General features: G+C 65.6%; 16 protein-coding genes. 10 read left to right on the top strand and 6 right to left on the bottom strand.

What is annotated here, in order from left to right; genetic code table 11:
• Nucleotides 1-8: 8 nt before the first annotated feature.
• From ACFO0A_RS10830 to ACFO0A_RS10785, 10 genes are all read left to right on the top strand, one after another.
• Entirely contained in the window at nt 9-1523 is a 1515-nt protein-coding gene (locus ACFO0A_RS10830) for an XrtA system polysaccharide chain length determinant (protein WP_379539017.1), read from the top strand.
• Nucleotides 1523-2461 carry an AAA family ATPase gene (locus ACFO0A_RS10825; protein ID WP_379539649.1) on the top strand — a complete coding sequence of 313 codons (939 nt, stop codon included), beginning with the start codon at nt 1523-1525 and terminating at the stop codon, nt 2459-2461. Before ACFO0A_RS10830 ends, ACFO0A_RS10825 begins: the two co-directional genes overlap by 1 nt.
• A 2-nt stretch (nt 2462-2463) precedes the next feature.
• The gene (locus ACFO0A_RS10820; protein WP_379539016.1) at nt 2464-4128 is read left to right on the top strand and encodes a preprotein translocase subunit YajC; all 1665 of its coding nucleotides are present in this window, start codon (nt 2464-2466) and stop codon (nt 4126-4128) included.
• A gap of 13 nt (nt 4129-4141) precedes the next feature.
• Nucleotides 4142-5266, top strand: a complete 1125-nt coding sequence (locus ACFO0A_RS10815) for an XrtA/PEP-CTERM system-associated ATPase (protein WP_379539015.1) — start codon at nt 4142-4144, stop codon at nt 5264-5266.
• Nucleotides 5267-5278: 12 nt separating this feature from the next.
• Nucleotides 5279-6154 (top strand): XrtA system polysaccharide deacetylase, encoded by an 876-nt coding sequence (locus ACFO0A_RS10810; RefSeq protein WP_379539014.1) that lies wholly within the window; start codon nt 5279-5281, stop codon nt 6152-6154.
• A complete protein-coding gene (locus ACFO0A_RS10805; RefSeq protein WP_379539013.1) occupies nt 6151-7227 on the top strand; it encodes a FemAB family XrtA/PEP-CTERM system-associated protein in 1077 nt (358 codons plus the stop codon). The genes ACFO0A_RS10810 and ACFO0A_RS10805 overlap by 4 nt, the downstream gene beginning before the upstream one ends.
• On the top strand, nt 7224-8462 hold the full coding sequence (locus tag ACFO0A_RS10800) for a TIGR03087 family PEP-CTERM/XrtA system glycosyltransferase (protein ID WP_379539012.1): 1239 nt from the start codon (nt 7224-7226) through the stop codon (nt 8460-8462). Before ACFO0A_RS10805 ends, ACFO0A_RS10800 begins: the two co-directional genes overlap by 4 nt.
• A complete protein-coding gene (gene xrtA / locus ACFO0A_RS10795) occupies nt 8452-10014 on the top strand; it encodes an exosortase A (protein ID WP_379539011.1) in 1563 nt (520 codons plus the stop codon). The genes ACFO0A_RS10800 and xrtA overlap by 11 nt, the downstream gene beginning before the upstream one ends.
• A gap of 10 nt (nt 10015-10024) precedes the next feature.
• Nucleotides 10025-11920: an XrtA/PEP-CTERM system amidotransferase gene (locus tag ACFO0A_RS10790; RefSeq protein ID WP_379539010.1), complete on the top strand. Its 1896-nt coding sequence runs from the start codon at nt 10025-10027 to the stop codon at nt 11918-11920.
• Nucleotides 11921-12024: 104 nt separating this feature from the next.
• Entirely contained in the window at nt 12025-14268 is a 2244-nt protein-coding gene (locus ACFO0A_RS10785) for an EAL domain-containing protein (protein ID WP_379539009.1), read from the top strand.
• A gap of 385 nt (nt 14269-14653) precedes the next feature.
• Here ACFO0A_RS10785 and ACFO0A_RS10780 read toward each other — a convergent pair whose 3' ends face one another.
• From ACFO0A_RS10780 to ACFO0A_RS10755, 6 genes are all read right to left on the bottom strand, one after another.
• Complete coding sequence (locus tag ACFO0A_RS10780; RefSeq protein ID WP_379539008.1) at nt 14654-15427, bottom strand: COG4705 family protein; 774 nt, start codon at nt 15425-15427, stop codon at nt 14654-14656.
• A gap of 1 nt (nt 15428) precedes the next feature.
• Nucleotides 15429-16541 (bottom strand): cell division protein ZapE, encoded by a 1113-nt coding sequence (zapE, locus tag ACFO0A_RS10775; protein WP_379539007.1) that lies wholly within the window; start codon nt 16539-16541, stop codon nt 15429-15431.
• A gap of 10 nt (nt 16542-16551) precedes the next feature.
• Entirely contained in the window at nt 16552-17007 is a 456-nt protein-coding gene (locus tag ACFO0A_RS10770; protein ID WP_379539006.1) for a PaaI family thioesterase, read from the bottom strand.
• A gap of 7 nt (nt 17008-17014) precedes the next feature.
• Nucleotides 17015-17797 carry a succinate dehydrogenase iron-sulfur subunit gene (locus tag ACFO0A_RS10765; RefSeq protein ID WP_379539005.1) on the bottom strand — a complete coding sequence of 261 codons (783 nt, stop codon included), beginning with the start codon at nt 17795-17797 and terminating at the stop codon, nt 17015-17017.
• Nucleotides 17798-17897: 100 nt separating this feature from the next.
• Nucleotides 17898-18671: a hypothetical protein gene (locus ACFO0A_RS10760; protein WP_379539004.1), complete on the bottom strand. Its 774-nt coding sequence runs from the start codon at nt 18669-18671 to the stop codon at nt 17898-17900.
• A gap of 122 nt (nt 18672-18793) precedes the next feature.
• Nucleotides 18794-21709 carry an Rne/Rng family ribonuclease gene (locus ACFO0A_RS10755; RefSeq protein WP_379539003.1) on the bottom strand — a complete coding sequence of 972 codons (2916 nt, stop codon included), beginning with the start codon at nt 21707-21709 and terminating at the stop codon, nt 18794-18796.
• Nucleotides 21710-22014: the final 305 nt, after the last annotated feature.

Genomic DNA, 22014 nt, shown 5'->3' with positions numbered 1-22014 from the left:
ACCGAACGATGAACGCCATATTCGGCCAGTTGCGCGTCGCAGCGTACAGCGCCTGGCAGCGTCGCTGGCTGGCGCTGGGAGTTGCCTGGGCGATCTGCATGCTCGGCTGGCTGGCCGTGGCCTTCTTCCCGAACAGCTACGAATCGCGCGCCCGGATCTTCGTCCAGCTGGATGATGTCCTGGCCGAGCAGATCGGCATCGGCGCAAACGACCGGAGGCGCGACATCCAGCGCGTCAGGCAAACCCTGACGAGTGCGATCAATCTGGAAAAAGTAATTCGTTCCACGCGTTTGGGCGATGATGTGACCAGCCCGCGTGAGATGGAGCTGAAAGTTGCCGAACTCGCCAAGCACGTGACGGTGAGTTCCGACCAGGACAACCTGTTCGAGATCAGCGCGACCTCGGGCGAGAGCGGCTATTCCGATGTCGCCAACGCAAGGCTGGCGCAGGACATCGCCCAGAAGATGATTGACATCTTCCGTGAGGAGAACCTCTCGGGCGGACGCGGCGAAATGACCGACACTCTGGCCTTTATGGATCAGCAGCTCGAGCAGCGGAAACGCGAGCTCGAGGCCGCCGAGCAGAAGCGGATGGTGTTCGAGGCGCAGAACGCCGACATGATCCCGGGTGCCGGTTCGCTCAACCAGCGCATCGAAGCGGCGCGCGCCGAGATGCGCGGAATCGATGCCGATCTGGGCGCTGCGCAAAGTGCGTTGGCGGCCATAGAGGGCCAGCTTGCGGGAACCCCCGCGACGATCGTCGTTGCCGGGACTGGCAGCCCGCGCGAGGTACTGGCCCAGGCGCAGGCCCAGCTCTCCCAGATGAAGGCGCGCGGGCTGACTGACAGCCATCCCGATGTCATCGCCCAGCGCGCGCAAGTCGCGGCGTTGTCGCGCCAGGTGGCCGTTGGCGGGGCTGGGGGCACGCCCAATCCCGCCTATAGCTCGCTCCTGTCAATCAAGGCCGAACGACAGGCCAACCTCCAGGGGCTCTATTCGCGCAAGGCCTCGCTCCAGGCTGAGATGGCGTCACTTTCCGGCAAGGCTGTGGGCGAGCCGCAAGTCGCGGCCGAAAGCGCGCGGATCGGTCGCGACTACGACGTGCTCAAGGCCCAGTATGATAAGCTCCTCCAGGATCGTGAGGAGCTTCGCCTGCGCGGCCAGGTCGAGACCGAGACCAGCGCGGTAAAGTTCCAGGTGGTCGACCCGCCGACGACTCCGCGCGCGCCGGTCGCGCCCAATCGGCCGCTGCTGTTGGCGCTCGTGCTGTTCCTGGGGATCGGATCGGGCGTGGGCGCGGCGGTCGCCGCGACGCAGCTCAACTCGAGCTTCGCCACGACGGCGGCGCTCGAAGAGGCGACCGGACTGCCGGTGCTGGGCGCGGTTTCCCAAACGCTCACCGATGCGCAGCGGCTCTTGCGCTCGCGCCAGAAGCGTTGGTTCTTCGGCGGCAGTGGAGCGCTGGCGGGTGTCTTCATCCTGCTCATTGCGGTCGAAGTCGCCCAGCGCGCGATGGTGGCATGATGACCGAGCATCGCAAGATCGACGTTCCGGGGCAGAAATCGCTGCTCGAGCGCGCGACGGACCATTTCGGGCTACACGGGCTGGGCACTGGCGCAGCGCCTGCCGTGGCGCCTCCCGCCGCCGAGAAGCCGGCAAGTTTTTCGGCCACTGCGGCTCGTTCGTCGCCTGCTGCTGCGCGCCCCGCACTGTCGCCGAGTCCGGCCCGCCAAATCCATTCGATAGATCGCGACCATTTGCGCGAGGGCGGCTTCATCGTGCCGGGTGGACCGGTCACGGGACTGCTCGAGGAATTCCGCATCGTGAAGCGGCAACTCGTTCTCAACGCAGCGGAATCGCGCGCGGGCGCAGGGCCTATCCATGGCGAACGGATCCTCGTCGCATCGGCGCTGCCGGGCGAGGGCAAGACCTATTGCGCCATCAACCTCGCTATCTCGATCGCGGCGGAAAAGGACACGGAAGTCCTCCTGGTCGATGCCGACTTCGCCAAGCCGAGCGTGCTATCAGCGCTAGGGCTCCCGGACGGGCCGGGCCTTATGGATGCGCTGGCCGATCCTTCCCTCGATGTCGAGGAATGCGTGAGCGGTACGGACATACCGGGACTTTCGGTTCTCCCGGCGGGACGCATGACGAGTTGCGACACCGAACTGCTTGCGTCGGCACGGACAGCGCAGGTCCTGGACCGGCTGACCGACCATTCGCCGAACCGGATCATAATATTCGATTCTCCGCCCGTGCTGGCCGCATCGCCGGCCTCCGAACTGGCGCTTCACGTCGGCCAGACGGTCGTCGTGGTGCGCGCCGATCGCACGGGCGAGGCGGCACTGAAGGACGCCTTGTCGCTTCTCGGCGGGTGCGAGACGATCCAGCTCCTTCTTAATTGGGTCCAGTTTTCGCCTACGGGCCGCCGGTTTGGCGGTTACTACGGCTACGGCGAATGAGGTTGGCCCGGTATTGGGCGGTGATCCTGGCGGTGCTGGGAGCGCTTCTGGTGTCGCCCGCGTTGGCGCGGGCCGATGTTCGCCCATCGGCGCATGCCGATGACAGCCGTGTGGCCCATCGTGGCAGCGATGGCGCACGAACCTCGATCGTCCCATATATCGAGCTGGGGCAAGTGGTTGTCGCCGAACTTTCACCCGGCGACGACGTGCTGACATATACCAGCCTTGCCGCCGGAGTGGATGCGACAATCGCCGGCAGGAATACCGCAGGCCAGGTCTCGTTGCGGTACGAGCGGCGGATCGGCTGGGGGTCGAAGCAATCCGATGGCGACGTGATCAGCGGCCTGGCGCGGGTTTCGAGCGACCTGATCCCGCGTGTCCTGCGGCTCGATGCCGGTGCGCTCGCCACCCGCGCCAGCGTCGAGAACGGCGGCGGGGCATCACTCAACTCGGCATTCCGCACCGATCGGTCGAGCCGGATCTATTCGCTTTATGCCGGACCGACGCTGAGCGCCAACGTGGGCGACGTGGCGGTCGGCGGCTCGTATCGGGTGGGTTACACCCGCGTCGAAGCACCCGGCTCGGCGCGCGCGGGAGGCGAGGGGCAGCGCATCGATCTGTTTGACGATTCGGTCGCCCAGACGGCCGCGATTTCCGCCGGAATCCGCCCCGGCGTTATCGCGCCCGTTGGGGTCACCCTCTCGGCCGGCTGGAACCGCGAGGACATCAGCAACCTCGACCAGCGCGTGGATGCAAGATCGGTCCGCGCCGACTTCATCCTTCCTGTATCGCTCGACAACGCGTTGCTGGGAGGCATCGGGTACGAAGACGTCGAGATTTCTAGTCGTGACGCCTTGCGTGATGCGGCCGGCGATCCCGTGATTGGCCGCGACGGGCGCTTCGTCACCGACAAGAGCGGGCCGCGCCGGCTGGCCTATGACGTTGAAGGGCTGACATGGGATGCCGGCGTCATGTGGCGTCCGAGCCGGCGCACCGCGCTCGAGGCTCACGTAGGCCGCCGATACGGCAGCACGACCTTCTATGGCTCCTTCGGTTACAATCCCAACCAGCGGATGTCGCTGCATATTTCAGCGTACGACAATATCGCCGGGTTCGGCGGGCAGGTGCAACGCAGCCTCGAGGCGCTACCCACCGAGTTCACCGTTTCTCGCAACGGGCTGAACGGCGACATCGGCGGCTGCGTGATCGCACGGTCTGATGGAAGCTGCCTCAACAACGCGCTGTCGTCGGTCGCATCGGCGACGTTTCGCGCGCGCGGCATCGCTGCGAGCTGGGCGGTCGACCTCGTCCGCCTGCAGTACGGGCTCGGCATCGGTTACGACCGCCGGCGGTTCATCGCTGCGCCCGGAACCGTGCTGGCGGCGGCGAACGGCGTGGTCGACGAGAACATTTGGGCGCAAGCCTATGTCTCGGGGCGCATAAACCATCGCTCCGCGTTCCGCGGCAATCTTTACGCCAGCCTTTACAAAAGCGGGTTCGCGGGCACCGGCGATGCGACCGCGATCGGGGCGAACGCCTCGTATTTTCGCAACCTGACCGATCGCCTCACGGCCACCGCGGCAATCGGACTCGACGGTATCGACCGGGACCTCGTGGACGACCAGTGGGCCGCGTCGGCGCTGCTCGGCCTGCGCTATTCGCTCTGAAGGAGTGGGAAGAATGTACGATCAATTCTATGGCCTGACCGGGCGTCCCTTCCAGCTCACGCCGGACCCGGCCTTCTATTTCGAAAGCGCGACCCATCGCAAGGCGCTGTCCTACCTCGGTTACGGACTGGCGCAGGCTGAGGGGTTCATGGTCATCACGGGAGAGATCGGAGCGGGCAAGAGCACGCTGGTGGCGCACCTGATGCAAAGCATCGACCGCGCGCGCCTGACTGCCGGGCAGATCGTTACGAGCAATCTCGACGGCTCGGAACTCGTGCACGTCGCAGCGGCCGCCTTCGGGCTGGACGTCAGCGGGCGCGACAAGGCTTCCGCCCTGGGTACGATCGAGCGATTTCTTCAGGACGAGGCACGTGCCGGGCGGCGCTGCCTGCTCGTGGTCGATGAAGCCCAGAATCTTTCGATCGAGGCGCTCGAGGAACTTCGGATGCTGTCCAACTTCCAGTTGGGCGCTCACCCGCTGCTGCAAATCCTCCTGCTCGGGCAACCCGAGTTTCGCGATCTGGTGGCGCGCGAACCCAATCTCGAGCAGCTTCGCCAGAGGGTCATCGCAACACACCATCTCGACGCAATGAGCGCCGCGGAGGTCGGCCCCTACATCGAACATCGGCTTCGCCTGGTCGGGTGGTCCGGAACTCCCTCGTTCGAGCCGGGTGTCCACGCGCAGCTTGCGGGCGAGAGCGGCGGGGTGCCGAGGCGGCTCAACCAGCTCGTTCACCGCCTGATGCTGATGGCCGCGGTCGAGGGGCGACGCGACATAGACCTGCAAATGCTCGACAGCGTGCTGGCGGACATGGCCGGCGATACTCCGAAAATGTCTCAGGCCAGCGAAGTTCAGCCCGCAGTTGTGCACGCCGAAGTTCCGGTGGGCATCGTCGCGCCCGAAGGTGCGAGCGCGGCGGCGCTGGCGGAACAGTTCGAGTTGATCCGCGAGTTGCAGCAGGCCGTTGTCGAGCTTGCCGAGACGCAAGGACCGGCAGCGCAGCCGGATGCCTCGCTCGCCCGTCGCCTCGCCAGGCTGGAGGCGCAGATCGGGGAGCAGGAAGCGACCATCCGCCATACCCTGACCATGCTGATCGAATGGATCGAAAGCGACGATCCGCATCGTGCGGCAGCCTGAGCGGACAAGGCCATGGAGCACTCCGTCCCCCGGTCGGGCCGACCGATCAACGGCATGTCGGTCGACGTCGAGGACTGGTTTCAGGTCGGCGCTTTCGAAGGCACGATCGCGCGCGCGGCCTGGGATACGCTCGAGACCCGGGTTGAGGCGAACTGCGATCGGGTTCTGGCGCTGTTCGATGCGGCGGGGATAAGGGCGACCTTCTTCACGCTCGGGATAGTTGCTGCGCGACATCCCGCCATGCTCCGCCGGATTGCGGCGCAGGGGCACGAGATCGCCAGTCACGGTTGGGATCACCAGAGGGTGCATACGCTCGATGCACGAAGCTTTGCCGACGATCTGCGCCGGACGGCGGGGCTGCTCGAGTCGACGTGCGGTCAGGCCGTGGTGGGTTACCGTGCCCCCAGCTTCTCGATCGACGCCCGAACGCCGTGGGCGCACGAGATCCTGGCGGAACAGGGCTATCGCTATTCCTCCAGCGTCGCACCCGTAGCGCACGATCATTACGGCTGGCGTGCCGCGCCCCGGTTCGCCTTCCGCCCTGTCGCACATTCCCCGCTCATCGAGGTTCCCGTGACGACGGCCGAATTTGCCGGACTCAGATTTGCCGCCGGGGGAGGGGGCTTTTTTCGGGTCCTGCCCTATGCGCTCGCGCGCTGGGCGATCAAACGCGTGAACGAGCGCGATGCGCGGCCTGCGGCATTCTACTTTCATCCGTGGGAAATAGATCCCGACCAGCCGCGCGTGCCGGGAGCGAAGTTGCGCTCGCGCCTGCGCCACTACACCGGCCTGGCGGAGATGGAGGGCAAGCTTGGCCGGCTGGCCGGGGAATTCGCTTGGGGGCGCTACGATGACCTCGCGGCGCGCGAGGCGCTGGCCCTGGCATGAACGCGCCTTTCACCCAGATTCTCGGCCCGCCCGAACTTGTCGACTGGCGGGATGTGAACGAACGCGCGGCAGTGACTGCATTCGTTGCGGACCATCCGGCCGCGACGCCGTTCCACAGGCCGGAATGGCTCGATGCAATCGTCGCTGCGACAGGTCATCGACTGCACGTCCTCGTCGTGCGTCGCGGGCCGAAAATCGCGGCGGTGCTGCCGGTTCACGAAGTTCATTCCGGTTTGTTCGGCCGCGCCCTCGTGTCGAGCGGATTCGCGGTCGGCGGCGGGATCCTGGGGGTCGATCCGTATGCCGTCGCCTACATGACTGCCGCGGCCGAGGAGCTGGCACAGAGGCTTGCCTGCCCCGGAATTGAATTACGCGGCGGCGCTCTTCCGCCCGAGGGCGCCGGCTGGTCGATCAGGAGCGATGCCCATGCGGGGTTTGCGGCAACCCTTGCCGCCGACGACGAGGCGCAGCTTATGGCGATCCCGCGCAAGCAGCGCGCAGAAGTCCGCAAGGGGCTCTCTGCCGGATTGAGCGTGCGGGTTGGCGTTGGCGCCGAAGACCGTGCGATGCACCATCTGGTCTTTGCCCGAAGCGTCCATAATCTGGGGACGCCCGTTTTCCCGCGCCGCTTGTTCGGCGAAGTGCTCGACCGGTTCGGCCCCGATGCCGAAATACTGACCGTGCTGGATGGCGGAGAGCCGGTTGCCAGCGTCCTCAGTCTCTATCACCGCGGCGTGGTGATGCCATATTGGGGCGGCGGAACCACCCGGGCGCGCAACGCGCGGGCCAACGACCTCATGTATTTCGCGCTGATGCGCCGCGCGCGCGAGCGCGGATGCAAGACGTTCGATTTCGGCCGGTCGAAGATCGGGAGCGGTGCTTACCACTTCAAGCGCAACTGGGGCTTCACACCCGAGCCCTTGGCATACGCGCAGTGGAGCTCGCCCGGCCTCGTCCTGCGAGATGTTGATCCGCTCAGCCCCCGGCACCGGCTGCGCATCACTGCATGGCGGCGCCTGCCGGCAAGGGTGGCCGACGCGCTCGGCCCCCTCATTTCGAACGGGCTGGCGTGAGCGGCGAGATCCTCTTTCTCGCGCACCGGATCCCCTTTCCGGCGGATCGCGGCGACAAGATTCGTTCGTCGCGGATTCTTGCGGCGCTGGGCGCTCTTGCCCCGGTTCATGTCGGTACCTTTGCCGAGAATGCGGTCGATCTTGCTAGCAAACGCGAGCTGGCCGCGCACAGCGCCAGCCATTGCCTCGTCCGGCGGAGCAAGTCCCTGGCGCTTGCCGGGCTCGAAGCACTGGGCAGCGGCCATCCGGTTTCCATACCCGCCTTCGCCAGCGCGCGGCTGCACCGCTGGGTCGCCAAGACGCTGCGCGAGCGGCCCATTTCAGCGATTTTCGTCTTCTCGTCGCAAATGGCCCAATACATTCCGCACGACTTCCCGGGCCGGGTCGTGATGGATTTCGTCGACGTCGATTCCGCCAAATTCGAGGAATACGCCTTAACGGCGCGCCAGCCCCTGAGGACGCTCTATCGGCGAGAGGCCCGGCTGCTCGCGAAGTGGGAGCGCGACGTTCATCGACGGGCGTCCGTAAGCCTGCTGGTGACTGTGGAAGAAGCGGCACTGTTCTCCCGCCGGCTGGATCTGGCGCAGGTGCGGGATGCCAAGGTTGCCGTCATGGGCAACGGCATCGACGCAGACAGTTTCGATCCTGCGAACGTGGGGTCAGCGCAAATCATCGGCGCGGACGAGGGGCCGCACATCGTATTCGTCGGGCAGATGGATTATCCGCCAAACGTCAGCGCGGCGGTCCGCTTCGCGACACGGATCCTCCCGCTCATCGCGGCCGACATGCGGGGCGCGCGCTTTCACGTCGTCGGTCGCGCGCCGACTGCTGCGGTCCGCGCTCTGGACGGGCGCGACGGTTGCACGGTCCACGGCGAGGTGGCTGACGTGCGGCCGTGGCTTGCCGCCGCTGATCTTGTCATCGCGCCGCTCATCATTGCGCGGGGTATTCAGAACAAGGTTCTGGAGGCCATGGCGATGGCACGCCCTGTGCTGGTCTCGCCTCAGGCGGCCACCGGCATCGCGGGCTGCGATGGTATCCATTTCGCGATAGCAGACAGCGACGACGAGTTCGCGACACGCGCAATCGCGCTGTTGCGCTCGCCGGAAGAGCGAACGCGAATAGGCCAGGCGGCGCGGGACTTCGTGATCGCGCATCACGGTTGGACCGAAGCCTTGGCGCAGCTTCCGCGCCTTGTCGGCATTGCCTCGTCTGAGGCGCGCGATGCTGCCTGAACTTGCACTGGGCAAGGCGCGTCCGTCTCGTCTGCGGGATGCGCTGCCCGAGGCCTGGCGCGCGCCACTTGCACGGCTGGCAGCATCGTGGATCGCGCTCATCGTGCTGTGTGCGGACGATTGGCGCGACATGGCCGACCAGTGGTGGAACAGCTCCACGTTCAATCACATCCTGCTGGTGCCTTTCATCATCGGTTGGCTGGTCACGATCCGGCGGCACGAGGTCGCGCGCCTTCCCGTGTCGGCGTGGTGGCCCGGTCTGGTATTGGTAGGCGGGGCAGCGTTCGTTTGGGTTCTGGGCTCGTTCGCCGGGCTCTCGGTGCTGCGCCAGCTCGGCGCCGTCGTGATGCTGCAGGGCGCGGTTGCGGCGATCCTTGGGCCGCGTGTCGCGGCGGGGCTCGCTTTTCCGCTGGCCTACATGCTCTTCCTGGTCCCGCTGGGCGAGGAGATCGTACCGCAACTCCAGCTCGTCACCGCGCGGCTGGCCGTGACGCTGCTTGACCTGACGAACATTCCGGCGGTGTTGCAGGGCGTATTCATCACCACTCCCGCTGGGTACTTCGAGGTGGCCGAGGCGTGCTCGGGAGCGAAGTTTCTTGTCGCGATGATCGCGCTCGGGGCGCTGGTGGCGAATGTCTGCTTCGTTTCGCCCCTCCGCCGGTGCCTGTTCATGGCCACCTGCATCGTCGTGCCCATCGTCGCTAACGGGATACGAGCCTGGGGCACAATCGGCATTGCCGAATGGCGCGGGATCGAATTCGCCAGCGGGTTCGATCATGTACTCTACGGCTGGTTCTTCTTTGCCTTCGTGATTGCCCTCGTGATGGGCCTGGCGTGGCGATATTTCGATCGCGCGCCCACCGGCCATACGATCGACGCCGAGCGGATCATGTCGTCCCGCCCTCTCAGCCGGCTGGCGGAGGCGACGATCGGCGCGGGGGCGGCCATCGGCTTAATCATGCTGATCGCCACGGCCGCGTTCGGCTGGTCGACGGCAGCGGGGAGGCTGGCCGCCAAGTTGCCGGCCCAAGTCGACTTGCCGCAGGTCAGCGGATGGCACCGCGTCACGTACTCGCCCGCGTATCCGTGGGAACCCCTGCATGGCGGGGCGGACCATCGCCTGCTGGGGTCCTACGCCGATACAGAAGGGCGCCGGGTCGAGGTGTCCTACGCACTATACGCCAGCCAGGGCGAGGGCCGCGAGGCGGGCGGGTTCGGCCAGGGCGCAATGCCCCCCGACAGCGGATGGGCCTGGCGTTCGCCCGGTCCGGCGATCGCAGGCAGTATCGTCCAGCGTCTGTCGGCGCCCGGCCCGGTAGAACGCGAAGCGGCCACGTTCTATCGCAGCGGCTCCGTCCTGACCGGCAGCAACATCCGTCTCAAGCTCGCGAACATCGCCGACCGTCTGTTCCTGCGGGCGCACCCCACGGCAGTGCTGATCGTCTCGGCGGAAGAGCGTGAGGGCGCGCCGGCGGATGAAGCGATCCGACGCTTCCTTCGTGCGGGCGGTCCGACCGGGCCGTGGATGGACCGCATCGGCGGGACCCGCTAGCGCTTCCATCATGTGCGGGATTGCCGGGATCTTTCATTGCGCCACGGCGAAGCCCGTCGATCCCGCCAGGGTCGAGCGGATGTGCGATGTGATCGCGCATCGTGGGCCAGACGGCCGCGGGGTTTGGACGGCTCCCGGCGTGGGCCTTGGACACCGGCGGCTGTCGATCATCGATCTTGCAGGATCGCCCCAGCCGATGGCGTCGAGCGACGGGCGCGCGATGCTGACATTCAACGGCGAGATCTACAATTACCGGGAGTTGCGCGAGGAACTGCGCGCGCTTGGCGCGATCTTCCACACCGACGGCGACGGCGAGGTGATCCTTGCGGCTTGGCAGAAGTGGGGCGTGGGTTGCCTCGACCGGCTGCAGGGCATGTTCGCCTTCGCGCTCTACGACCTGCCTTCGCGGCAGTTACTTCTCGCCCGCGACCGGCTGGGAGTGAAGCCGCTGTTCACCGCCGCGCTGAGCGACGGGAGCGTGATCTTCGGTTCCGAGCTCAAGGCGCTCATGGCGCATCCGCTGCTCCGCCGAGAGGTCGACCCCTTGGCGATCGAAGATTACCTGGCCTGGGGCTATGTTCCCGATCATCGATCGATCCTTGCGGGGGTCGAAAAGCTGCCGGCAGGTCATTACCGCCTGCTCCGGCACGATCGGCCGCCCTCTCCGCCGGTGCAGTGGTGGGACGTCTCGTTCGCGCACAGGAACCGCGGCGGGGCGGACGATCTCGGCGCGCAATTGCTGCATCGCCTGCGCGAGGGGGTGACCTCGCGGATGAGCGCCGACGTTCCTCTGGGCGCCTTCCTTTCCGGAGGGGTGGACAGCTCGTCCGTAGTGGCGTTGATGACCGAGGCCAGCGCGAAGCCGGTCACCACCTGCTCGATCGGGTTCGACGTTTCCGGTTTCGACGAGAGCGGCTACGCCGCGGCCGTCGCCGAACGGTTCCGGACAGACCACCATCTAAAGATGGTTTCGCCCGAAGACTGGTCGGCGGTCGAGCGACTGCCGGCGATCTTCGACGAACCATTCGCCGACGCCTCGGCGTTGCCCACGCTGAGGGTGTGCGAGCTTGCGCGTCAGCACGTGTCCGTGGCGCTGTCGGGCGACGGGGCCGACGAAGCGCTGGCGGGATATCGCCGCCAGGCATTCCAGTTTCGCGAAGAACAGGTCCGGCGGATCGTGCCCTCGGCTTTGCGAGGGCCACTGTTCGGCGGGGCGGGGCGCTTCTACCCCAAGGCGGACTGGGCGCCGCGTCCATTTCGCGCGAAATCCACGCTGCTCGCGCTGGCGGGCAGTGGGGAAGAGGGATACGCCCGCGCGCTTGCGGTCACCTCGCCCGAATTGCGCGATAGCATCTACTCACAGTCGTTCCTCCGCTTGCGCGGGAGCTACCGCGCCGAACAGCCGCTGATCGCCCTGATGCGCGATGCGCCGGCGCGTTCCGGGCTGGACCGGGCGCAATATGCTGATCTCAAGTTCTGGCTGCCTGGCGACATTCTGACGAAGGTCGACCGAACAAGCATGTCGGTCGGCCTCGAAGCCCGAGAACCGCTGCTCGATCACCGGCTGATGGAATTCGCCGCCGCCTTGCCCGAACGCATGCGGATACGGGGGATGCAGGGCAAGTGGCTGATGAAGCAGGTGATGCGCCGCTACCTGCCCGAACCGCTGCTGTTGCGCCCCAAAATGGGCTTCGTGACGCCGATCGCCGCGTGGCTGCGCGGACCGCTGGCGGGCGAGGCGAGGGCCATCGCAGACACCAGTCTCCTCTCGCGAACCGGCTGGTTCGATGCGGCCCGGCTGCGTTCGCTGGTCGAGGCGCACATAGCCGGGCGCTCGGATCACAGCAGGCTCATCTGGCAGATGCTGATGCTCGACCGTTCGCTGGCGGGCCTAGGTGTTTCCTAACACCTCAAGGTAAGTGATCGGTAACCATGTGCTGGTAGTGCCGGGAGGTCACCTCCCAAGAAGGTTTTATGCGCGCGGGCCTTTTCACTCCCTTGAAGATCGCAGTGGCCCTCGCCGTCATCGGCGGAGCGATCAAGCTCGTCGAGCCGATCAGCCACGTCTACTGGAATGTCTGGTTCAAGCTGCAATCCACAGCAGCTTTGAGCAACACCGTCGTCGTCACGCTGCCCGAAACACCGCAGGGCGACACTGCCGGAAACATTGCCGCGCGCAATCTCCAGGCGCGAACGCTCGACCGCATCCGCCTGCAAAAGCCTGCACGCGTCTTCCTGGACGTGTCGAAGAACACCTTTATTTCAGATAGTAACGACAAGTCGCTGACGCGCGCCCTCGACGCGCTTGGCAACACTGCCGTGCTTGTCGTTCATCCCGAAATCGGGGTCGACGACGTCGAATATCGCAAGATCTCGGTGCCACCAGCGTCGATCGTGGGAAGCCATGACGTCGTCGTCTCGGGCTGGAACGTCAACTTCTTCGGCTACGCCATTTCAGCGCCCTACACGGTTCGCGTGGGGCAGAAGATCTACCCTACGCTCAGCACGGTCCTGGCAAATCGCTACCAGGCCGACGGGGGTCTCTACTTCCCGAATTTCGCGGTCGAACCCGATTCGGTCACGACCGTGAGTGCGGCGACACTTGAGAACGACGCCGCCGCCCTGCGCAGCCTGGCTGGAAAAAATGTCATCGTCGCAAACCTCGGCTCCGAGGCTCAGCAGCCCCTGGGCTGGTTCGGCCGCGGCAAGGTTGCGCCGGTCTATCTCGATATCGCGGGCGCCGACGAACTGCGCGCCGGGACGCCGCGCAATCTGGGCTGGCTTCCGCTCATCGCGTTGTTCGCCATCTTCGCCTCGTTGGGCTCGCGGCGACGCGACCGCGGCGGCAAATTGGTGTTCTATGGGATTGCGGTGGCATCGGTGGTGGTGCTGCCCGGCCTTGCGCAGCACGAATCCGTTTACAGTGCGCCTGGTCCTGCCATCGTGGCGATGTTCCTTTATGGCTCGATCCGCTTGTGGCAGCGGTGGCGCCAGAGGGTCGAACATACCAGCGCCTCGGGCCTTCCCAACTTCGCCGCGCTGGTCGAGGACGGGATCAACGACAGCCAGGACCTCGTCGTGGCGTCGATCAACCGCTACGAGGAATTCCTCGCAACGCTCCCGCGCGACCTTCACGCGGAATGCGCTCACCAGATCGCCCGCCGGCTTTCGCTCGGGTGTGGGTCGACGGTAATCTACCACGACGATGCCGGCCACTTCGCCTGGGTGGAGGATGCCAAGCCGCTCGAGGCGCAGCTCGGCCATCTCGAGGGCCTGCGCTCGCTGTTCACCGCACCTCTCGGCATTGGCGGCTACACGTTCGACACGAACATCCACTTCGGGCTCGATCGTAACGCGTCGCAGCCGCCCTCGACGCGCATCAATTCCGCAGTCGCCAGCGCCGCCGAGGCCGAGAAGAACGTCCGCCTGGTCGAAGAGTTCGCGCCCGACCGGCTCGCCGAAGCGACTTGGGAGCTGTCGCTGAATGCGCGCATCGACGAGGGTCTGCGCAAGGGCGACATCTGGCTCGCCTACCAGGCCCAGTGGGACCATCGCCGGCGCCGGGTGAGGGGAGCGGAAGCGCTGATCCGCTGGGACCATCCGACGCGCGGCCCGATCCCGCCAGACGCCTTCATATTGCAGGCCGAGCGCGCCGGTCGGATCGACACGATCACCTACTGGGTGCTGGAGGAAGCGATCACCGCATCGCTGCGCCTGATGGAACTCATCCCCGACTTCCAAATGAGCGTGAACCTGTCGGCGCAGATGGTGGATAAGGGCGGGCTGGTCGAGGCGGTGGCGGAGATCGTCCGGAAGCGTTCGATCGATTGCCGCAACATTACGTTCGAGGTGACCGAGACCTGGGGCATGCGCAACCGCCATGCCGCGCGCGAGAACCTCAATCGGCTGCGCGCGATGGGCTTCCGCCTCTCGATCGACGACTTCGGCACCGGCGAGGCGAGCCTTGCCTACCTTGCCGAAATGCCGAGCGACGAGATCAAGCTCGACCGTCGGTTCGTGAGCATGATCACGTCGAGCGAGCGTAACCAGCACATTGTCGCCAGCACGATCGGGCTTGCCCATGCGCTGGGACAGGAAGTGGTGGCGGAAGGGGTGGAAAACGACGCAACCTTCCGCATGCTCGATGCGATGGGCTGTGACATCAGCCAGGGGTATTTCATCGGGCACCCGCTGAAGTTTTCCGAATTCCGCGCCGAACTGCTTCGCACAGGAGAAGAGCGCGCGAATCCTTAGCTCCTTGTTAACCATGGCTGTTTAGGTTAACAGCGAGGTCTCTAAACCAAATGGAGACTTCGCAATGGATACCGGCTGGAACATCTGGAAGTGGCTCTTCAACTGAGCTAACTTTCTGGAAGCGCGGGAATTTTCGGCTTCAAGCCGGCAATATCCAGCCCTTCCCGGAATACCGCGAATCAATTGCGACTCGGTTTCATCTTTCGAAGCCGGTGAGCGGGGGGCGGTCTTACATTAACGAATTGCGGCAGGCCGCGCTCCTTTGGAGTGCGGCCGCTTGCGTTTCTAGGAGCTTCGGAAAAGCGCTGGAACGCAAGACGAGGGTTTCGTTTCCCGTCGGACGCTCATTCACGCTTGGCTGAAAGGCCGGTGGGGCGGATTCCATTCAGTCAGCGGAGACCGGTTGCGGTTTGATCGCCGGCCGTTGTGGAACAAGGGCGATCAGCAGGATGATCGCGACTCCCAGTGTCAGCGATGCAAGGGGGCGGCTGAAATCGAGGCCGCCCTTGTCCAGCGGCTTGTCCAGGAAGTCGCCGACCGTTGCGCCGAGCGGGCGCGTGAGGATGAACGCGGCCCAGAACAATCCGACCCGACTGACCGCGGTGTAGCGGTAGAGCAGGGCGAGGCCGGCAAGAGCGGACCCGAAAAGGGCGGCTGCGCCAAGGTAACCCAGAGTGCCGTCGGCGACCCAATCGCCCAAGGCAGTTCCAAGCGTCTGCGACAGAGTGATCGTCGCCCAATAGAACCGTTCCGACTGGGCCGACGCGACGCGATCGACCGAGATCGTTCCAGTTGTCCTGTGCCAAATCGCAAGACTGCTCAGAACCAGGGCGAAAAGCAGGAGCGAGCCGCCGGGATATCCGATTCCCAGCGAGCGCGTGGCAAAGTCGGCGAAGGTCGTGCCTGCCGTCGTGGAAGCGATGATCGTTGCCCAGTACAGCGCGGGATGGAACCGGCGAGCGACCACTTGCGCCCAGACCAGCAGGATCAGCGGGAGAAGAAAGATCGCGCTGCTGGCGAGATAACCTAGGTCGTACGTCATCGAGAGCGTGTCGCCGCCGGTCTCGCCCAGCGTCGTCGCAAGTATCTTTATGATCCAGAAGCCCAGGGTTACTGCGGGAACCTTGCTGATCACCGCTTCGCCCAGCTTCTGATCCATCTCATTCCTCTCCGTGCCCGAGGGCCATGTATTGGGCCGACTGCATTTCAGTCAGGCGTGAGACGGTGCGCTCGAACTCGAATCGTCCATCGCCTTGCAAATAAAGTTCTTCGGGGGTCGCATCGGCCGTCGCGATCAGTTTCACGCGATGCTCGTAGAGGGCGTCGATGAGCGTGACGAAGCGCGCGGCTTCGTTGCGGCGATCGGCCTCCAGCTTCGGAATTCCGACGAGGATTACCGTGTGATAATGCTGCGCCACCGCGAGATAATCCGCCGCACCCCGCGCATCGCCACACAATCGCTTGAAGCTGAAAACGGCGACTCCCTTCAGGCTTTTGGGAACATGGAGCGTCCGCCCGCCTCCGACATCCAGCTCGGCCGCCGGCACGTGCTCGCTGTCTTCGGGCGGATAGTCGGTCAGACGAAAGAACAGCTCGCGGACCGCCTCGGTAGCGGCGGGACCGTTGGGCACATACCAGGTGTCGGCGCCGCCCAGGCGTTCCAGGCGGTAATCGACGGGGCCGTTGAGCGGCAGCACGTCCAGTCGCTGCTCGATCAAGCCGATGAAGGGTAGGAAGTGCTCGCGGTTCAGCCCGTCCTTGTAGAGGTCGCCGGGTGCACGGTTCGATGTCGTGACGATCGTCAGGCCGCCATCGATCAGCGCGGTGAACAGCCGGCTCATGATCATGGCGTCCGCGCTGTTGTTGACCACCATCTCGTCGAACGCGAGGCAGCGCAACTCGCGTCCCAGGTCCGCCGCGACCGGCAGGATGGGATCGCCTCGTTCCTTGCGCCGCTCCTCGCGGAGGCGTGCATGAACCTCGAGCATGAAGGCATGGAAATGGACACGGCGCTTCTGCGGGATCGCCAGACAATCGTGGAACAGGTCCATCAACATGGACTTTCCGCGCCCGACCCCGCCCCACAGGTAGACCCCGCGCGGAGTTGCGCGCTTTCGCCCCAGCAGGCGCCCGAGAAGACCCGCCTCGCCGTTGCCGGCCTCAAGCTCGTCCTGCAGGCGGCCCAGCCGCGCGGCGGCCTCGGCCTGCTCGGGATCGGGACGCAGTTCGCCCGCTGCCACGAGCTGCGCATAGGCTTCGACGACCCTGGTCAACGATTGCGCCTCAGCGCGCGGTCGGCTTGCGGATCGTGCCTGAAAAGGCAGCGATAGGGCCCTCGTCCTGTTCGACAATCCCGCGCAGGAACACCAGCCGCCGAGTTTCCTTCAGCAACTCGATCACCGCGTCGCAGGGCCGGTCTTCCTTGCCTGCGCCAATGAACTGGACCGACATGTCGAGGGTGAGGGCCGTGCCGGCCTCGATAATGCCGAGCATGCGCGAGCATGCGAAAAGGCCGACATCGATCAGCGCGAGGGTCGTGCCGCCGTGAATCATTCCCTGAAGATTGGTGTGGTGACGCTGCGGGAACATCCGCAGCCGTGCTTTCCCGTCGTCGTCGCGGCGGACGATCAGCTTCTCGAACATCCACGTGTTGAACCGCGTCGGGTCCTTCAGTTGCCACGTGTACCAGCCAGGATGTTCCGGATCGGGAAAGCTTTCGAAGCCCGGGCCGTCGCTCACCGCTAGGTCAGACCAGCCGTTCGGCGGTCATCTTCTTGATTTCGGCGATCGCCCGCGCGGGGGAAAGGCCCTTGGGGCAGACGTTGGCGCAATTCATGATCGTGTGGCAGCGATAAAGGCGGAAGGGATCCTCCAGCTCGTCGAGCCGCTCGCCCGTCATTTCGTCGCGGCTGTCTGCCAGCCAGCGATAGGCCTGGAGCAGGATGGCGGGCCCCAGGAACTTGTCGGAATTCCACCAGTAGCTGGGGCATGAGGTGCTGCAGCACGCGCAAAGGATGCACTCATACAGCCCGTCGAGCTTCTCGCGCTGCGCGGGCGATTGCAGCCGTTCCTTGCCCGAAGGTGTGGGCGAGACGGTCTGGAGCCAGGGGCGGATCGAGGCGTACTGGGCGTAGAAATGGGTGAAATCGGGCACCAGGTCCTTGATGACGTCCATGTGCGGCAGCGGCGTGATCCGCACGTCGCCCTTCAGGTCCTCGATCGCGGTGGTGCAGGCCAGGGCATTGCGGCCATTGATGTTCATCGAGCACGACCCGCAGATTCCCTCGCGGCACGAGCGGCGGAAGGTGAGCGTGGGATCCTGCTCGGACTTCATCTTGATCAGCGCGTCGAGGACCATCGGGCCGCACGCGTCGAGGTCGATCTCGAACGTGTCGAACCGGGGGTTCTGGCCACTGTCCGGATCGAACCGATAGACCTTGAACTTGCGGATCTTGCCGCGCGTCTCGCTGGCATGAGTGTGCGGCGCGCCCGTGATCTTGCTGTTTTTGGGAAGAGTGAAGGTCGCCATAACACCAAGCCCCTGAAGCCACGCAAATTCCCTGCGCGATGGCCGTGGCCGGCGCAAGTTCAAGGTGTTCTTAGCGATTGCATCGCTGGGGGCAAGCGCTTCAGAACCTTCGCTGTAAGGTCATTTCGACGGCCTTGTCCGAGCGGCCGCCACGCGTGCCGAGGAGTGCGGCGTCAGCAGCCGAGACGTGGTCGTCGCGCAGGCGAAGGCCGAGCGTGGCAGCGATGGGAGCGAAACCGGTGGCAAGGTCCATGGTCAGCGCGATGCCGCTCTTGGCCATTGGGTCGCCTGCGGCGAGATCGACCATCCGCTGGATTGGATTGCCGCGCCCGCTTGAATGGACGGTCCGCGCTGCAAGTCCGAGGGTCAGGGCTTTTGACGCGCGCCACGATCCTGCGATGCCCAGCGTGTCGTCGCTGCTGTAGCGGCTCCCTCCGGCATAAAGCGAATGGGGGCGGCGCGCGTGAACTGCGTTGGCGGAAAGCGAAAGCTCTCCGATCCCCGGAAGCGTCCCGGTTGCTCCCGCAACAAGGCCCGCGCTCATCGCCCGTCCGCCGGGACTGCCCGAAGAGAACCGGCGTGACGAAGTGTGCGAAGGCCGGAGCCAGAATCCGGTCGTCCGCGGTTTCGCCACTACTGCGGGCAGGAGAGTTTCGCCGGCATGGAGAGCCGGCAGCGCAAAATCAGCAAGCCGCTCGCCGGAACCGCGCCTTATCGGCCATTCAGGTCCTGCCTTTTCGGCAGGCCTGGGCTGAAGTGAGAATGCAGAGCCATCGGCGGGCGCGGCAGACTGGGCCGGAGATGTCGTTCCCGCCAGCGCGAGCAACGGCAAGGTGAGGCGAGAGGTGATCATGCGCATCGTCTGACGTTCCATCGGTAACGCTCGCCCAGTCGAGCGGCCGTCATTACCGATGACGTTCTGGAGTGCGCGAAGCCGCACATCGGTGCGGCGGGAATTGCCGGGCGGGCCGCGATGGACCCGCCCGGTCTATTCGGTCACGCCCCGAAGGTGCGCTGCCACCAGCCGCGGCGTGGCGATTCGCCTTCACCTTCCGCGTCCTGGAGTTCGGTTGTCGTGGCGTCCTGCGCGAGCCCTGTAGGTGTTTCGGCAGGGGTTGCCGGCGTTGGCTCGACCGGAGTGGCGGTGTCGGGCAGTTCACCGCTCGCGACCGAGGGTTCATCAGCCTTCTTGCGCGTCCGCGGGCGCTTGACCGGTGCGGGAGCCGCGACCGTCGCAGCTTCCGGTTCCGGCGCCGAAGCAGGCGCGGGCTCTTCGCCCTGAGCCTCGATAACCGGAGCTACCTCTGCCTTGCGCGTCCGCTTGCGCGGAGCGGGCTTGACTGGCGCAGCGGTTTCGCCGGCTGGCGTCACATCAGGCGTTTCGGCTTCGGTAGCCGGGGCCGCGGCGGTGTCAGCCGCTACGGCCTTGCGCCGGCTGCGCCTCGGCTTGCCCGGCGTGGGAGCCTCCTCGCCGAGCGGGACATCGGCGAGCGGCGCCGAGACTTCCGCTGCCACCGCATCGACAACGGCAGGTTCGGCCACGGGCGATTTTCCGCCGGTTTCGTCAGTCGGCTCGACAGCTTCGCCGTTCTCGCCGAACTGATCGTCGCGGTTGCGTTCGCCACCGCGACGCCGGCGCCTGCCGCGACGCCGCTTGCGCGTCTGGTCGCCTTCGCCGGCTTCGCCCTCCTCGCGCGAGGCGAAGGCCTCGTCCTCGCCCGGCTCGGTTCCCTCGTCGGCCTCGCCTGCGCCCTGCGCAGCGTCGTCACCGTTTTCTGCGTAGCTCTCGCTGCCATCCTCGTTGCGGATACGGCGACCGCGACGGCGCTTGCGCCGCTTGCGCCGCTGGCCGTCGTCACCTTCGCCTTCAGCGCGCGATTCGCCCCCACGATCCTCGCGGCCGCGACCGCGCGATTCACGCGGACCTTCCTGTTCTTCCTCTTCTTCGTCGTCGAAGAAGTCCTCCTCGACATCGTCGTCGCTCGACAGGTCAAGGATCGGTGCGAACTGCGGCGGTGAGGCCGGGCGCGGTCCGGACGAAGCGACGCGCATTTTCGCGCCCTCGTTCTCGCCCTCCGGCACGACTTCGACCCGGACGCCGTAGCGCGCCTCGATCTCCGCCAGGTCGGAACGCTTCGCATTGAGGAGGTAGATCGCGGCCTCCTGGCTGGCGAACAGCGTGATAACGCTGCCCTTGCCCTTGGCTGCTTCGTCCTCGATCAGACGCAGCGCCGAAAGCCCTGCGGACGATGCTGTGCGGACAAGACCCGAGCCGTCGCAGTGCGGGCACGACCGGGTGGTCGCCTCGAGCACGCCGGTGCGCAGGCGCTGGCGGCTCATCTCCATCAGGCCGAACCCGGAAATGCGTCCGACCTGGATGCGCGCGCGATCGTTCTTGAGCGCTTCCTTGAGGGTCTTCTCGACCTTTCTGACATTGGAGCCGTACTCCATGTCGATGAAGTCGATCACGATCAGGCCGGCCATGTCCCGAAGGCGCAACTGGCGCGCGATTTCGCGGGCTGCCTCGACGTTGGTGCTGACCGCGGTCGCCTCGATCCCGTGCTCCTTGGTCGACCGTCCCGAGTTGATGTCGATCGAAACCAGCGCTTCGGTCGGGTTGATCACCAGGTATCCGCCGGACTTCAGCTGCACGACAGGGTCGTACATCGCGGTGAGCTGATCCTCGGCGCCATAGCGCTGGAACAGGGGCACAGCGTCGGCATAAGGCTGTACCCGCCGGGCGTGACTGGGCATCAGCAGCTTCATGAAGTCCTTCGCCGCACGGTAGCCGGCTTCGCCCTCGACGACGACTTCCTCGATGTCGCGGTTGTAGATGTCGCGGATAGCGCGCTTGATCAGGTCGCTGTCCGAATGGATCATCGCCGGCGCGCTGGACTTGAGCGTGTTCTCGCGGATCTCGTCCCAGAGGCGGGCGAGATAGTCGAAGTCGCGCTTGATCTCGGGCTTGGTGCGGCTGAGTCCGGCGGTGCGGACGATGCAGCCCATCGATTTGGGCAGGTGAAGCTCGGAGATGATCGACTTCAGGCGCTTGCGATCGGCCGCGCTCGAGATCTTGCGGCTGATTCCGCCACCGTGGCTCGAATTGGGCATGAGGACGCAGTAGCGCCCGGCAAGGCTGAGGTAGGTGGTCAGGGCCGCGCCCTTGTTGCCGCGCTCTTCCTTGACGACCTGAACGAGCAGGACCTGACGCCGATGGATGACGTCCTGGATCTTGTAGCGGCGGCGCAGGGCCATGCGCTTGTCGCGCAGCTCGTCGGCCTGCTTTGTCTGCGCGCGGCCACGGCCACGGCCACGCCCGCGGCGCTGGCGGTTGCCGTCTTCGCCTTCGGCTTCGTCGCCGTTGCGATCGGCGTTTTCCGCCTCGTCCTCGCCGTCGTCGCCTTCGGCCTCGGAATCGGAATCAGCGCTGGAAACGTGGCCGTCCTCGATCGTGGACACTTCGTCCTTTTCGGAGGTGTCGACTTCGGTAACGCCGTCTTCGCCGATCAGTTCGTCGGCAAGCGCGTCGCTGCTTTCGTCGTCGTCATCCGGATCGCGTCCGCCATCGTCGCCATACTCGTCGTCGGCGTCCTCGGCGGCGCGCAGCGCTGCCTCTTCCTCGGCGTGAGCGGCCTCTTCCGCGAGGAGGGCCTCGCGGTCCTCCTTCGGGATCTGGTAGTAGTCCGGGTGGATTTCGCTGAACGCGAGGAACCCGTGCCGGTTGCCGCCAAAGTCGATGAACGCCGCCTGCAGCGACGGCTCGACCCTGGTTACCTTGGCGAGATAGATATTACCCTTGATCTGCTTGTGATCAGCAGATTCAAAGTCGAATTCCTCAATCCGGTTGCCCTTCAGCACCGCCACCCGGGTTTCTTCCTGGTGGCGCGCATCGATTAGCATGCGCGTAGTCATCTGTAGATCTCCTGGCGCGCGTCCAGCGGTATTGCCCCCGGCTGGCGGCGCGCGTTGATGTTGCGACACGAACCGCCAGCGCTGGGCAGCGTGCCCGGCAGCTTGCGGTCGTGTGATTTTGAATGCCGAAGAAAGGCGCGATGCGCCCGCCGCTCGGCGACGGTTTCTGCGTGTCTGCAATCGATGAATTACGCGGCGAAAAGGTGCGCGTTCCGCAAGCCACAGCCATCGGCACTGCCCGGTAGGGAAGCGCGGAAGCTGGCAGCGAGCGGGTAATCATGGATTGCATCAACCTGGTAATGCCG

The sequence above is a fragment of the Novosphingobium tardum genome (genome assembly GCF_042652045.1).
GTDB lineage: Bacteria > Pseudomonadota > Alphaproteobacteria > Sphingomonadales > Sphingomonadaceae > Novosphingobium > Novosphingobium tardum.
The sequence above is the reverse complement of the archived record's forward strand: the minus strand, read 5'-3'. Positions and strand labels throughout refer to the sequence as shown.

Bases quoted from the DNA above. Each gene is read 5' to 3' on its own strand.
- ACFO0A_RS10830 (WP_379539017.1), top strand. From the start codon at position 9: ATGAACGCCATATTCGGCCAGTTGCGCGTCGCAGCGTACAGCGCCTGG.
- ACFO0A_RS10825 (WP_379539649.1), top strand. From the start codon at position 1,523: ATGACCGAGCATCGCAAGATCGACGTTCCGGGGCAGAAATCGCTGCTC.
- ACFO0A_RS10815 (WP_379539015.1), top strand. From the start codon at position 4,142: ATGTACGATCAATTCTATGGCCTGACCGGGCGTCCCTTCCAGCTCACG.
- ACFO0A_RS10810 (WP_379539014.1), top strand. From the start codon at position 5,279: ATGGAGCACTCCGTCCCCCGGTCGGGCCGACCGATCAACGGCATGTCG.
- ACFO0A_RS10805 (WP_379539013.1), top strand. From the start codon at position 6,151: ATGAACGCGCCTTTCACCCAGATTCTCGGCCCGCCCGAACTTGTCGAC.
- xrtA (WP_379539011.1), top strand. From the start codon at position 8,452: ATGCTGCCTGAACTTGCACTGGGCAAGGCGCGTCCGTCTCGTCTGCGG.
- ACFO0A_RS10790 (WP_379539010.1), top strand. From the start codon at position 10,025: ATGTGCGGGATTGCCGGGATCTTTCATTGCGCCACGGCGAAGCCCGTC.
- ACFO0A_RS10780 (WP_379539008.1), bottom strand. From the start codon at position 15,427: ATGGATCAGAAGCTGGGCGAAGCGGTGATCAGCAAGGTTCCCGCAGTA.
- ACFO0A_RS10765 (WP_379539005.1), bottom strand. From the start codon at position 17,797: ATGGCGACCTTCACTCTTCCCAAAAACAGCAAGATCACGGGCGCGCCG.
- ACFO0A_RS10760 (WP_379539004.1), bottom strand. From the start codon at position 18,671: ATGGAACGTCAGACGATGCGCATGATCACCTCTCGCCTCACCTTGCCG.
- ACFO0A_RS10755 (WP_379539003.1), bottom strand. From the start codon at position 21,709: ATGACTACGCGCATGCTAATCGATGCGCGCCACCAGGAAGAAACCCGG.